General features: G+C 59.7%; 13 protein-coding genes and 1 riboswitch. Of the genes, 6 read left to right on the forward strand and 7 right to left on the reverse strand.

Going from position 1 to position 12,192, the window contains the following annotated elements:
* Position 1: 1 nt before the first annotated feature.
* The 5 genes from thiS to DW58_RS00090 form a co-directional block, all read right to left on the reverse strand.
* Positions 2-202 (reverse strand): sulfur carrier protein ThiS, encoded by a 201-nt coding sequence (gene thiS, locus DW58_RS00070; protein WP_024548064.1) that lies wholly within the window; start codon positions 200-202, stop codon positions 2-4.
* On the reverse strand, positions 186-941 hold the full coding sequence (locus tag DW58_RS00075; protein ID WP_024548065.1) for a HesA/MoeB/ThiF family protein: 756 nt from the start codon (positions 939-941) through the stop codon (positions 186-188). The genes thiS and DW58_RS00075 overlap by 17 nt, the downstream gene beginning before the upstream one ends.
* Positions 934-1,569: a thiamine phosphate synthase gene (thiE, locus tag DW58_RS00080; protein WP_024548066.1), complete on the reverse strand. Its 636-nt coding sequence runs from the start codon at positions 1,567-1,569 to the stop codon at positions 934-936. Before thiE ends, DW58_RS00075 begins: the two co-directional genes overlap by 8 nt.
* On the reverse strand, positions 1,569-3,467 hold the full coding sequence (gene thiC, locus DW58_RS00085; RefSeq protein ID WP_024548067.1) for a phosphomethylpyrimidine synthase ThiC: 1,899 nt from the start codon (positions 3,465-3,467) through the stop codon (positions 1,569-1,571). Before thiC ends, thiE begins: the two co-directional genes overlap by 1 nt.
* A gap of 89 nt (positions 3,468-3,556) precedes the next feature.
* Positions 3,557-3,666, reverse strand: a riboswitch (TPP riboswitch).
* An 89-nt stretch (positions 3,667-3,755) separates the two neighbouring features.
* A complete protein-coding gene (locus DW58_RS00090; protein ID WP_024548068.1) occupies positions 3,756-4,259 on the reverse strand; it encodes an Rsd/AlgQ family anti-sigma factor in 504 nt (167 codons plus the stop codon).
* Between the two features lie 98 nt (positions 4,260-4,357).
* On the opposite strand from DW58_RS00090, the gene nudC reads away from it, so the two are divergent.
* The 6 genes from nudC to DW58_RS00120 all read left to right on the forward strand — a co-directional run bounded on the left by nudC (position 4,358) and on the right by DW58_RS00120 (position 8,719).
* Entirely contained in the window at positions 4,358-5,131 is a 774-nt protein-coding gene (gene nudC / locus DW58_RS00095; protein ID WP_024548069.1) for an NAD(+) diphosphatase, read from the forward strand.
* Positions 5,132-5,172: 41 nt separating this feature from the next.
* Positions 5,173-6,237, forward strand: coding sequence for a uroporphyrinogen decarboxylase (gene hemE / locus DW58_RS00100; RefSeq protein WP_024548070.1), 1,065 nt, complete (start codon positions 5,173-5,175; stop codon positions 6,235-6,237).
* A gap of 9 nt (positions 6,238-6,246) precedes the next feature.
* On the forward strand, positions 6,247-6,918 hold the full coding sequence (gene nfi, locus DW58_RS00105; RefSeq protein ID WP_024548071.1) for a deoxyribonuclease V: 672 nt from the start codon (positions 6,247-6,249) through the stop codon (positions 6,916-6,918).
* A 43-nt stretch (positions 6,919-6,961) separates the two neighbouring features.
* Positions 6,962-7,552 (forward strand): YjaG family protein, encoded by a 591-nt coding sequence (locus tag DW58_RS00110; RefSeq protein ID WP_024548072.1) that lies wholly within the window; start codon positions 6,962-6,964, stop codon positions 7,550-7,552.
* A gap of 186 nt (positions 7,553-7,738) precedes the next feature.
* The gene (gene hupA / locus DW58_RS00115; RefSeq protein WP_002884342.1) at positions 7,739-8,011 is read left to right on the forward strand and encodes a nucleoid-associated protein HU-alpha; all 273 of its coding nucleotides are present in this window, start codon (positions 7,739-7,741) and stop codon (positions 8,009-8,011) included.
* Positions 8,012-8,023: 12 nt separating this feature from the next.
* The gene (locus tag DW58_RS00120; RefSeq protein WP_024548073.1) at positions 8,024-8,719 is read left to right on the forward strand and encodes a DUF1481 domain-containing protein; all 696 of its coding nucleotides are present in this window, start codon (positions 8,024-8,026) and stop codon (positions 8,717-8,719) included.
* 45 nt (positions 8,720-8,764) lie between these two features.
* On the opposite strand, the gene purD is transcribed toward DW58_RS00120, so the two are convergent.
* Together purD and purH are read right to left on the reverse strand one after the other, a co-directional pair.
* Positions 8,765-10,057: a phosphoribosylamine--glycine ligase gene (purD, locus tag DW58_RS00125; RefSeq protein ID WP_024562653.1), complete on the reverse strand. Its 1,293-nt coding sequence runs from the start codon at positions 10,055-10,057 to the stop codon at positions 8,765-8,767.
* Between the two features lie 15 nt (positions 10,058-10,072).
* Positions 10,073-11,662 (reverse strand): bifunctional phosphoribosylaminoimidazolecarboxamide formyltransferase/IMP cyclohydrolase, encoded by a 1,590-nt coding sequence (gene purH / locus DW58_RS00130; RefSeq protein ID WP_024548075.1) that lies wholly within the window; start codon positions 11,660-11,662, stop codon positions 10,073-10,075.
* Between the last annotated feature and the right edge of the window lie 530 nt (positions 11,663-12,192).

A 12,192-nucleotide genomic window follows, 5' to 3' on the forward strand; every position in this document is an offset into this window, starting at 1 on the left:
ATCAGCCTCCGGCGATGACCTGAAAAAGCAGGAGGTGATCGCCCTCCTCAAGAATCTGCTCCTCCCAGCGTGAGCGGGGGAGGATCTGGTGATTAAGCGCCAGCGCCACGCCGGGCGCCAGCAGCTGTTGCTGGTCGAGAAACGCGGTAACGGTGAGCCGCGCATCGCAGGCGTGCGGCACGTCGTTAAGCAGAATGTGCATACGCGCCTCCACACACCGGACAACCCGGCGCCCGTTGCAGCGCCAGGCTGCGCCACTGCCCGCTGCGTCCGTCAAACAGGCGCAGGACCGCCGGCGCCATGGGCATGCCGCTCAGCAGCTTGATGGCCTCCAGCGCCTGGAACGTCCCCATAATGCCGACGACCGGGCCGAGGATCCCCGCGGTGCGGCAGTTGCGCTCCGGTTCAGCGTCATCGGGCCACAGGCAGCGGTAGCAGCCGTCGTCCCATGGGGGCGTCAGCGTCATGATCTGGCCGCCGAACCCCACCGCGCTGGCGGATACGAGCGGCGTACTGCTCGCCACGCACGCGGCGTTGATGGCCTGGCGCGTGGCCATGTTGTCGGTACAGTCGAGCACCACGTCGGCTGCGGCCACCTCGTGCAGCAGCGCTTCGCCGTGCAGACGCTGCGCCAGCGGGCGCAACGTGACCTGAGGATTAACCGCGCTGAGGCGGCCTGCGGCAGCGCGCGCCTTGCGCTGGCCGATATCCGCACTGGCATAGAGGGTCTGACGGTGCAGGTTGCTGACGTGGACGATATCGTCATCCGCCAGCGTCAGGGTGCCGACGCCTGCCGCAGCCAGATAATGCGCCGCGGGAGAGCCAAGGCCACCGAGGCCGATAATCAACGCCCGGCTGCGCTGCAGGCGTTGCTGCCCTTCGACAGCGATATCCTCCAGCAGGATCTGCCGGCTGTAGCGCATGAAGTCAGCGTCATTCATCGCCCACCCCCGCCAGCTCAAGCAGCGACCGGGTGGCGGCCTGCCAGTCCTCCGCCTGCGTAATAGCGCTGACTACGGCAATGCTGCCAACGCCGGTTTCCAGCACCGCGGGGGCGCGTTCAAGGCTGATACCGCCGATGGCGACGGTAGGGTAGTCCCCGAGCCGGCGAACGTGTGCCGCCAGCTGTGCCAGCCCTTGGGGTGCAGAAGGCATCTGTTTGGTTTGGGTAGGAAAGACGTGGCCGAGGGCAATGTAAGAGGGGCGCACCGCCAGCGCGACGTCAATTTCCATATCATCGTGCGTCGAAACCCCAAGGCGCAGCCCGGCGGCGCGTATGGCGGCCAGGTCAGCCGTCTCCAGATCCTCCTGACCCAGGTGCACGCCCCAGGCGTCGTGCTTCACGGCAAGTCGCCAGTAGTCGTTGATAAACAGCCGGGCGCGATAGCGCTTCCCGAGGGCGATTGCGGCGACGATCTCCGCCTCGACCTCCTGCTCCTGTTTATCCTTGATGCGCAGTTGCAGCGTGCGCACCCCCGCCGCCAGCAGGCGCTCAAGCCACTGCACGCTGTCCACCACCGGATAAAGCCCAAGGCGCCGGGGAACCGCCGGAAAGAGGGGGGTCAGCATCACACATCCTCCTGGCGCAGATAGATCTCACCGCCTTTAGCACGGAACGCATTCGACATCTCGTCCATGCCCGCGTCTCGCTCCTGCTGTGCGGCGTAGTCGCGCACTTCCTGCGAGATTTTCATCGAGCAGAATTTGGGGCCGCACATGGAGCAGAAGTGCGCCACCTTTCCGGACTCCTGCGGCAGGGTTTCGTCGTGATAGGCCCGGGCGGTGAACGGGTCGAGCGCCAGGTTGAACTGGTCTTCCCAGCGAAATTCGAAGCGCGCCTTCGACATGGCGTTGTCGCGGATTTGCGCCCCCGGATGGCCTTTCGCCAGATCCGCGGCATGGGCAGCGATCTTGTAGGTAATCAGCCCCTGCTTTACATCCTCTTTGTTGGGCAGGCCGAGGTGCTCTTTGGGTGTGACGTAGCAGAGCATGGCGCAGCCGAACCAGCCAATCATCGCTGCGCCAATACCGGAGGTGAAATGGTCATAGCCCGGTGCGATGTCGGTGGTCAACGGCCCGAGGGTGTAGAACGGTGCTTCGTGGCAGTGCTCCAGCTCTTCGGTCATGTTGCGGCGGATCATCTGCATCGGCACGTGGCCCGGGCCTTCAATCATCACCTGCACGTCATACTCCCAGGCAATTTTCGTCAGCTCGCCCAGGGTGTGCAGCTCGGCGAACTGCGCCTCGTCGTTGGCGTCCTGAATAGAACCGGGACGCAGTCCATCCCCCAGCGACAGCGAGACGTCATAGGCCGCGCAGATTTCACAGATTTCCCGGAAATGGTCGTAGAGGAAGTTCTCCTGGTGATGAGAAAGGCACCACTTCGCCATGATCGAGCCGCCGCGCGAGACAATGCCGGTCAGGCGCTTCGCGGTCATCGGCACATAGCGCAGCAGTACGCCGGCGTGGATAGTGAAGTAATCCACGCCCTGTTCCGCCTGCTCAAGCAGGGTGTCACGGAAGGCCTCCCAGGTGAGATCCTCGGCGATCCCGTTGACCTTCTCCAGCGCCTGATAGATCGGCACCGTGCCGATCGGAACCGGACTGTTGCGCAGGATCCACTCCCGGGTTTCATGGATGTAGCGACCGGTAGAGAGATCCATCACCGTATCCGCCCCCCAGCGCGTCGACCACACCAGCTTTTCTACCTCTTCTTCGATAGAGGAGGTCACCGCCGAATTACCGATGTTGGCATTCACTTTCACCAGAAAGTTACGGCCAATGATCATCGGTTCTGATTCGGGGTGGTTGATGTTGGCCGGGATAATTGCCCGTCCGGCGGCGACTTCATCACGCACGAATTCCGGGGTGATGTTTTCCGGCAGGCGCGCGCCGAACCCCTCACCGGAATGCTGGTGGCGCAGCACCGCGCTGCGGATGCGCTCCCGGCCCATGTTTTCGCGCAGCGCGATAAACTCCATCTCCGGCGTGACGATGCCCTGCCGGGCATAGTGCAGCTGGGTGACACATTTTCCCGGCAGCGCCCGACGCGGGGTGAGCGGGCCGGTGAAGCGCAGCGCGTCAATATCCTCTTCAGCCAGACGCGCGCGGGTCCAGGCAGAGCTGCGCTCCGGTAGCGTGTCGGTATCGCCGCGTGCGGTAATCCACGCGCTGCGCAGTTTCTCCAGCCCGCGTCGGACATCAATCACCACCGCCGGATCGCCATACGGCCCGGAGGTGTCATACACCGGCACCGGTTCGTTGTCGTCGTACTGTGGATCGGTATTGCTGCCGCCGATAAGCGTCGGGCTGAGCTGGATTTCGCGCATTGGCACGCGGATATCCGGGCGGGAGCCGGTGAGGTAGATGCGACGGGAGTTGGGAAAGGCGGTGCCTTCCAGGGTCGAGATAAAGCGTTCAGCTTGCGCGCGCGTTTCGCGGCGGTTGGGTTTGACGGTCACAGACATAGCACATTCCAGTAAAAAACAGCGGGAAGTGGCTTGTCAGAACGACGGATGAAGCAAGAGGGGGACGCCACGCAGGTGAGCGACGCCACAGCAGATTGACTCTTGTTCCCTTCGCAGGTATTAGCCTGATCAGGTTCCGCGGATCCCGAATTAACGGTCTCAGCCTGTGCTCACACACTAGGCACTCCGACAAGATGGTCCTTCAGCAGCGCGCCGCAAAGCCCGGCGCTGAAGGGAACCCCGCACGCAGGCGGGGCGGAACTAAATTACGCGTTAACTACCCGAAACTCAAGCCGGGCGCGCAAGGGTGGTTTCATCATTGGCGCTGTCGCGCAGGTCGTTATCAAACGCCAGCACGATCAGTTTATCTTCCAGCGTAAAGCGCGCGGCCAGCGCTTCCCCGATACCGGACAGCGCTTCCTGGAACTCCAGGCAGTTGTCGTGATCGATCGCGTTCTCCAGGTGGGTATCGTAGTACGCCATGATTTCCTGGGTATTCGCTTCGAGTAAGGGGTAGAGTTGGGTAGCGGCAACCAGCGGGCTGGTACCTTCCATCTCGCTGATCAAACGTTCATAGATATTAAAGTGGCCGGCTGACAGGTAATCAACCAGACTGTGACAGAAGTCATCCAGCGCCTGCTCATCAAGCGCAATGTGCGTTTCCTTGCCGGGTTTGATGCCAACCACTTTGTAATAATTTACCAGCAGGTTTTTGCGCACGTTGAGCCAGCGGTCTACCAGCTCGTTACTGCCCCCGATGCGCTGTGTCAGGCTTTCCAGCTGATTTAGCATGATCGACTCCATGAGTTATAAGTTTTAAAAGTAATACACCCAAAATGTAAAAATTATGTTAACAACATGCCAGTGAAGCTAAGGTAGTGCAACAGGTTATGGAACAGACAATCAATAAACGCGATTGCGGCTGGTGGATCGTCAGCCATGAACAAAAATTATGGCTGCCGAATGGCGATTTGCCCAATGGATACGCGGAAAAATTTTCCCTTGAAGGTAAAACCGCGATAAAAATCGGCGAGTGGGAGGGCGAGCCGGTCTGGCTGGTACGCGAGGCACGGCGTCAGGAGATGGGATCGGTACGTCAGGTGATTGATCGCGACCCCGGTCTGTTCCAGCTTGCCGGGCGAGGCGTGCAGCTTGCCGAGTTCTATCGTTCGCACAAGTATTGCGGCTACTGCGGGCATGAAATGCACCCGGGTAAAACCGAATGGGCGATGCTGTGCGGCCACTGTAACGAACGCTACTACCCGCAGATTGCCCCGTGCATCATCGTCGCCATCCGTCATCAGGATAAAATTTTACTCGCCCAGCATAACCGCCACCGTAACGGGATCTACACCGTGCTGGCCGGGTTCGTTGAGGTTGGCGAGACGCTGGAGCAGGCGGTGGCGCGCGAAGTGATGGAGGAGAGCAGCATCCGGGTGAAGAACCTGCGCTACGTGACCTCCCAGCCGTGGCCGTTCCCGCAGTCGCTGATGACCGCCTATATGGCGGAATACGACAGCGGCGAGCTAAAAATTGACCCTAAAGAGCTGCTCGATGCCGGATGGTATCGCTATGACCAACTGCCGCTCCTGCCGCCGCCGGGTACCGTGGCGCGCCGCCTTATCGAAGATACTGTTGCTTTGTGCCGGGCTGAGTACGAATGACGTGATAAACTGACGGCTACGCTTTTTAAGGAATGTTTACCATGACCGAACTGAAGAACGATCGTTATCTGCGCGCCCTGATGCGTCAGCCGGTGGATGTCACGCCTGTCTGGATGATGAGGCAGGCAGGCCGCTATTTACCGGAGTATAAAGCGACCCGCGCGCAGGCCGGCGACTTTATGTCGCTGTGCAAAAACGCCGAGCTGGCGTGCGAAGTGACGCTCCAGCCGCTGCGCCGCTATCCGCTTGATGCGGCGATCCTCTTCTCGGATATCCTGACCGTGCCGGATGCGATGGGGCTGGGCCTCTATTTTGAAGCCGGCGAAGGCCCGCGCTTCACCTCGCCGGTGAGAAGCAAAGCCGATGTCGACAGGCTGCCGATCCCCGATCCCGAGCAGGAGCTGGGCTACGTGATGAATGCGGTGCGCACCATTCGCCGCGAGCTGAAGGGCGAAGTGCCGCTGATTGGCTTCACCGGTAGCCCGTGGACGCTGGCGACCTATATGGTGGAAGGCGGCAGCAGCAAAGCCTTCACCCTGATTAAAAAGATGATGTACGCCGAGCCGCAGACCCTGCATGCGCTGCTCGATAAGCTGGCGAAAAGCGTCACGCTCTACCTGAATGCGCAGATCCGCGCCGGCGCTCAGTCGGTGATGATCTTTGATACCTGGGGTGGTGTCCTGACCGGTCGCGATTACCAGCAGTTCTCGCTCTACTACATGCATAAAATCATCGACGGGCTGCTGCGTGAAAACGACGGCAAGCGCGTGCCGGTGACGCTGTTCACCAAAGGCGGCGGGCAGTGGCTGGAAGCCATGGCGGAAACCGGATGTGATGCGCTGGGCCTCGACTGGACCACCGATATCGCCGATGCGCGTCGTCGCGTGGGCCATAAGGTTGCGCTTCAGGGAAATATGGACCCTTCAATGCTTTACGCCCAACCGGCACGTATAGAAGAAGAGGTAGCGACTATACTGGAAGGTTTCGGACAGGGTGAAGGCCACGTCTTCAATCTGGGTCACGGCATTCACCAGGATGTGCCGCCTGAACACGCAGGCGCGTTTGTGGAGGCGGTACACCGACTGTCCGTACCGTATCACAACTAAGGAGCTTGTATGGATCTCGCAGCACTTCGCGCGCAGCAACTCGAACTGGCTTCCCGGATTGTACGGGAAGATCAACCGATCACCACGACGCCGTCGGTTATTGCAGGGGCGGACGTTGGGTTTGAGCAGGGCGGAGAAGTGACGCGGGCGGCCATTGTGCTGCTGAGCTATCCCTCGCTGGAGCTTATCGAACATCAGGTGGCGCGCATCGCCACCACCATGCCTTATATCCCCGGTTTTCTGTCATTTCGCGAATACCCCGCGCTGCTTGCGGCGTGGGATCAGCTGTCGCAAAAGCCCGAGCTGCTGTTCGTCGACGGGCACGGGATCTCCCACCCGCGTCGGTTGGGGGTAGCCAGCCACTTTGGCATGCTGGTGGACGTACCGACCATCGGCGTAGCAAAGAAACGCCTGTGCGGGAAATTTGAACCGCTGTCTGACGAGCCGGGCGCGCTGGCCCCGCTGATGGACAAGGGCGAACAGCTCGCCTGGGTCTGGCGCAGCAAACAGCGCTGTAACCCGCTGTTTGTCTCGACCGGGCACCGCGTGAGCATCGATACCGCGCTGGCATGGGTGCAGCGCTGTACCAAAGGCTATCGCCTGCCCGAACCGACCCGCTGGGCGGACGCCGTCGCCTCCGGGCGTCCAGCGTTTCGACGTTGGCAGGAAATCCCCCGGTAGTTGGGGTACACTGCGCCACAATAACGGTTCATGAGACGTCACTATGTTACAAAACCCCATTCACCTGCGCCTTGCGAAGCTTGAGGCCTGGCAGCACACCACGTTTATGGCTTCGCTGTGCGAGCGGATGTATCCCAACTACGCCATGTTCTGCCAGCAGACCGGCTTTGGGGATGCAGCGCTGTACCGCCGTATCCTCGATCTCATCTGGGAAACGCTGACGGTCAAAGACGCGAAGATCAATTTCGACAGCCAGCTTGAGAAGCTCGAGGAAGCCATCCCCTCCGCCGACGATTACGACATCTATGGCGTCTACCCGGCTATCGATGCCTGCGTCGCGCTGAGCGAACTGCTGCACTCGCGTCTGAGTGGGGAGACGCTGGAGCACGCGGTCGAGGTCAGCAAGACCTCGATCACCACCGTCGCGATGTTAGAGATGACGCAGGCCGGGCGGGAAATGACCGATGAAGAGCTGAAAGCGAACCCCGCGGTAGAGCAGGAGTGGGACATTCAGTGGGAGATCCACCGCCTGCTGGCAGAGTGCGAAGAACGCGATATTGAACTGATAAAAGGCCTGCGCGCAGACCTGCGTGAGGCAGGCGAGAGTAATATCGGTATAAATTTGCAGCAATGAGTCAATAAAACGTGACTTACCACCTGTTTTGTCACACTCGAAGGCTTCCATTGTGACCCCCGTCTGGTCTACATTTGTGGGGCGAATAAAAGTGGCTATCGGTGCGTGTATGCAGGAGAGTGCTATAAAGGCATTTCCGTCGCACTCGATGCTTAGCAAGCGATAAACACATTGTAAGGATAACTTATGAACAAGACTCAACTGATTGATGTAATTGCGGACAAGGCTGACCTGTCTAAAGCGCAAGCGAAAGCTGCTCTGGAATCCACCCTGGCTGCGATTACTGAGTCTCTGAAAGAAGGCGATGCTGTACAACTGGTAGGTTTCGGTACCTTCAAAGTGAACCACCGCGCTGAGCGTACTGGCCGCAACCCGCAGACCGGTAAAGAAATCAAAATCGCCGCAGCTAACGTGCCGGCATTTGTTTCTGGTAAAGCACTGAAAGACGCTGTTAAGTAAGACACCGTGGCAGTGAAAGGTTTTAACGAGGGGGCGGCTTCGCCCCTTTTGTTTGCCCGTCGTTCAGCGCTGGTGCTGGCCGCCTCGCTTCTGCTGGCCGCATGCAGCCACGACAACACCCCACCGCCGTTTACCGCCAGCGGATACCTGGCCGATGACGGGGCTGTGCGCCTGTGGCGTAAAGACAGCAGCACCGAGGCAGTTCATCTCCTCGCCGTATTCAGCCCGTGGCGCGCTGGCGCGACCACTACCCGCGAGTATCGCTGGCAGGGTGAAAGACTCAGCCTGATTGATATCACCCGCTACAGCACCCCACCTGAAAAGGTTCGCATCCGCTTTGATGAGCTCGGCGAGCTGAGCTTTATGCAGCGCGAACGCGACGGACAGAAGCAGCAGCTCTCTAACGATGATATCGCGCTCTACCGTTACCATGCGGAGCGCACGCGCGCGACCAGCGATGCGCTGCGCACCGGGCGCGTCGTGCTGTATCAGGGGCGCTGGAATCCGGACTATACCGTGACGACCTGCGAAGGGAAAACGGTGAAGCCGGAGCTGGATGACCTGGCGATGCGGCGCATCGTTGAGCGTCAGCAACACGCTTCGCTGGCGGTCAGCGTGGCATGGCTTGAGGCACCGGAAGGCGCGCAGCTACTGCTGGTCGCCAACAGCGATTTCTGCCACTGGCAGCCGAACGCGAAAGATTTCTAAGCGGGTAAAACAAAACGCCCTCTTCGGCTGAAGAGGGCGGAGAGATTACGACTGCTGTTCGCGGGCAATCGCCCGATAGCCAATATCCCGACGGCAGAAGCTGCCATCCCAGTGAATATCCTCCATCAGCGCATAAGCGCGCGCCTGCGCCTCGGCCACGGTATCGCCCAGCGCGGTGGCGCACAGCACGCGCCCGCCGCTGGTCAGCACGCGTTCATCGGCAGACAGCGTGGTCCCGGCATGGAAAACCTTACCGTGTTCGACGGCCTCAAGCGGCAGACCGTGGATCTGATCGCCCGTGCGGTATTCCGCCGGATACCCACCCGCGGCCAGTACCACGCCGAGCGACGCGCGCGCGTCCCACTCTGAGGTTTTCTCATTCAGTTTGCCGTCGCAGGCGGCCAGGCAAAGATCCACCAGATCCGACTTCATGCGCAGCATGATCGGCTGGGTTTCCGGATCGCCGAAGCGGCAGTTAAATTCGATCACCTTCGGATTGCCCTGCTTGTCGATCATCAGACCGGCGTAGAGGAAACCGGTATAGGTATTCCCTTCCTCTGCCATCCCGCGCACGGTCGGGCCGATAATGCGTGCCATGGTGCGCTGGTGCACCTCGTCCGTCACCACCGGTGCCGGGGAGTAGGCCCCCATGCCGCCGGTGTTCGGGCCGGTATCCCCGTCGCCCACGCGTTTGTGATCCTGGCTGGTGGCCATCGGCAGAATATGCTCGCCGTCGACCATCACGATAAAGCTGGCTTCTTCCCCGTCGAGAAACTCTTCCACCACAATGCGGTGGCCCGCGTCACCAAACGCGTTGCCGGCCAGCATGTCCTGAATGGCCTCTTCCGCTTCGCCAAGGGTCATTGCCACGATAACGCCTTTGCCGGCAGCCAGGCCGTCAGCTTTGATCACAATCGGCGCGCCTTTCTCACGCACATAGGCGAGCGCGGGTTCGACGTCGGTAAAGTTCTGGTACTCCGCCGTCGGGATGTTATGGCGAGCGAGGAAATCTTTCGTGAACGCTTTCGAGCCTTCCAGCTGCGCGGCGCCCTGGGTAGGGCCAAAGATGGTCAGGCCGGCGGCGCGGAACGCGTCCACAACGCCAATGACCAGCGGCGCTTCCGGGCCGACAATCGTCAGGCCGATGTTCTCACTCTGCGCAAAGGCCAGCAGCGCCGGAATATCGGTGGCACTGATGGCGATGTTCTGCAGCGTCGGCTCCAGCGCGGTTCCCGCATTACCCGGCGCGACGTATACCGTTTCCACCAGAGGAGACTGCGCCGCTTTCCATGCCAGGGCGTGCTCGCGCCCGCCGTTACCGATTACTAATACTTTCATTGTCTGCTCCGGGGATTAATGGCGGAAGTGACGCATGTCGGTGAAGATCATGGCGATACCGTGCTCATCGGCAGCGGCAATGACTTCGTCATCGCGAATCGACCCACCAGGCTGGATTACGCAGGTAATGCCAACCGACGCCGCCGCGTCAATGCCGTCACGGAACGGGAAGAAGGCGTCTGACGCCATCGCCGAGCCTTTCACTTCCAGACCTTCATCACCCGCCTTAATGCCGGCGATTTTCGCGGAGTAGACGCGGCTCATCTGGCCTGCGCCGATGCCTATGGTCATATTACCTTTGGCATAGACGATCGCATTGGACTTCACGAACTTCGCGACTTTCCAGCAGAACAGCGCATCACGCAGCTCCTGTTCGGTCGGCTGGCGCTGCGTCACTATGCGTAGGTCGGCTTCTGTCACCATGCCCAGGTCGCGATCCTGAACCAGCAGGCCGCCGTTGACGCGTTTGAAATCCAGGCCCGGAACACGCTCAGCCCACTGGCCGCAAACCAGCACGCGCACGTTCTGTTTCGCCGCGGTAATTTTCAGGGCTTCGTCGGAGGCGGATGGCGCGATGATCACTTCGACAAACTGACGAGAGATAATGGCCTGCGCGGTTTCCGCGTCCAGCTCGCGGTTGAACGCGATGATGCCGCCAAAGGCTGATGTCGGGTCGGTTTTATACGCGCGATCGTAAGCATCAAGTATAGAGGTGCTGACTGCCACACCGCACGGGTTGGCGTGCTTAACGATAACGCATGCCGGCTCGCTAAATTCTTTGACGCACTCCAGCGCTGCATCGGTATCGGCAATATTGTTATAGGAGAGCGCCTTGCCCTGAACTTGCTGAGCCGTTGCAACAGAAGCTTCTTTGATCTCTTCTTCTATATAGAAGGCAGCCTGCTGGTGGCTGTTCTCGCCGTAGCGCATATCCTGCTTTTTGATGAAGTTCAGATTCAGCGTGCGCGGGAAACGGCCCGACGGCTCGTTGCTCTCACCGTGATAGGCCGGTACCAGGCTGCCAAAGTAGTTGGCAATCATGCTGTCGTAGGCGGCAGTGTGTTCGAACGCTTTAATGGCGAGGTCGAAGCGGGTTGCCAGGGTCAGCGAACCCGCATTGGCGTCCAGCTCGCTGATGATGGCGCTGTAATCGCTGCTCTTCACCACAATGGCGACGTCTTTATGGTTCTTCGCTGCTGAGCGCACCATGGTCGGGCCGCCGATATCAATATTCTCTACCGCGTCTTCCAGCGAGCAGCCTTCGCGCGCCACGGTCTGGGCAAACGGGTAAAGGTTAACAACGACCATGTCGATAGGGGAGATGGCATGCTGCGCCATAATCGCATCATCCTGCCCGCGACGACCGAGAATGCCGCCGTGTACTTTCGGGTGCAGGGTTTTTACGCGTCCATCCATCATTTCCGGGAAACCGGTGTAGTCAGACACTTCGGTGACCGGCAGGCCGGCGTCAGCCAGCAGGCGCGCAGTACCGCCGGTAGAGAGCAGTTCCACACCGCGCTCGGCAAGCGCCTGAGCAAATTCGACGATACCGGCTTTGTCAGACACGCTGAGCAGGGCGCGGCGTACAGGACGAGGTTGTTGCATAGTAAAAATCCCCTGGATTGGATCGATCGCCCGTTGAATGTCATTGCAGGGTGGGCTGCATAACCGCTTTTCCTTCATTTATGGTTGTCACATGAAGAGAAAAGAGGCGTTGCGGCCGTCTGCGGCATGAATTTTCCGGGTTTCATAGAGCGTTAGCTGAATGTGGAAGCGTTTTTTGCCTTCTGCGCTCAGCTAACACCCCAGTCAGGGCATCCGTGTTATGGCGCAGCATTGTAACGAAAACGTTTGCGCAACGCTCGCGAATTTTTGAGCTTCGCATCGATTGTGGATAAGTCTGTGTGTAAACAGGTATAAGGCGGGGTTTTGCTGGGGAATGCAGCAGTCAGTCATTTTTATGTCATTTTCCTGTTGCGGCATGAAGAGAACTCCCTATAATGCGCCTCCATCGACACGGCGCTAACGAATCACTTCGCAGCGACGAGTTGGAAGAGAAAATCTCAAATAGAGGTTGACTCTGAAAGAGGAAAGCGTAATATACGCCACCTCGCGACAGCAGGCTGTAAGCCGCG

The sequence above is a fragment of the Siccibacter turicensis LMG 23730 genome (assembly GCF_000463155.2).
GTDB lineage: Bacteria > Pseudomonadota > Gammaproteobacteria > Enterobacterales > Enterobacteriaceae > Siccibacter > Siccibacter turicensis.

What these genes read in the sequence shown, in the direction of transcription:
- DW58_RS00110 (WP_024548072.1), top strand. Translation starts at nt 6,962, where the DNA reads ATGTTACAAAACCCCATTCACCTGCGCCTTGCGAAGCTTGAGGCCTGG.
- hemE (WP_024548070.1), top strand. Translation starts at nt 5,173, where the DNA reads ATGACCGAACTGAAGAACGATCGTTATCTGCGCGCCCTGATGCGTCAG.
- purH (WP_024548075.1), bottom strand. Translation starts at nt 11,662, where the DNA reads ATGCAACAACCTCGTCCTGTACGCCGCGCCCTGCTCAGCGTGTCTGAC.
- DW58_RS00075 (WP_024548065.1), bottom strand. Translation starts at nt 941, where the DNA reads ATGAATGACGCTGACTTCATGCGCTACAGCCGGCAGATCCTGCTGGAG.
- hupA (WP_002884342.1), top strand. Translation starts at nt 7,739, where the DNA reads ATGAACAAGACTCAACTGATTGATGTAATTGCGGACAAGGCTGACCTG.
- DW58_RS00090 (WP_024548068.1), bottom strand. Translation starts at nt 4,259, where the DNA reads ATGCTAAATCAGCTGGAAAGCCTGACACAGCGCATCGGGGGCAGTAAC.
- thiC (WP_024548067.1), bottom strand. Translation starts at nt 3,467, where the DNA reads ATGTCTGTGACCGTCAAACCCAACCGCCGCGAAACGCGCGCGCAAGCT.
- thiS (WP_024548064.1), bottom strand. Translation starts at nt 202, where the DNA reads ATGCACATTCTGCTTAACGACGTGCCGCACGCCTGCGATGCGCGGCTC.
- thiE (WP_024548066.1), bottom strand. Translation starts at nt 1,569, where the DNA reads ATGCTGACCCCCCTCTTTCCGGCGGTTCCCCGGCGCCTTGGGCTTTAT.
- nudC (WP_024548069.1), top strand. Translation starts at nt 4,358, where the DNA reads ATGGAACAGACAATCAATAAACGCGATTGCGGCTGGTGGATCGTCAGC.
- nfi (WP_024548071.1), top strand. Translation starts at nt 6,247, where the DNA reads ATGGATCTCGCAGCACTTCGCGCGCAGCAACTCGAACTGGCTTCCCGG.
- purD (WP_024562653.1), bottom strand. Translation starts at nt 10,057, where the DNA reads ATGAAAGTATTAGTAATCGGTAACGGCGGGCGCGAGCACGCCCTGGCA.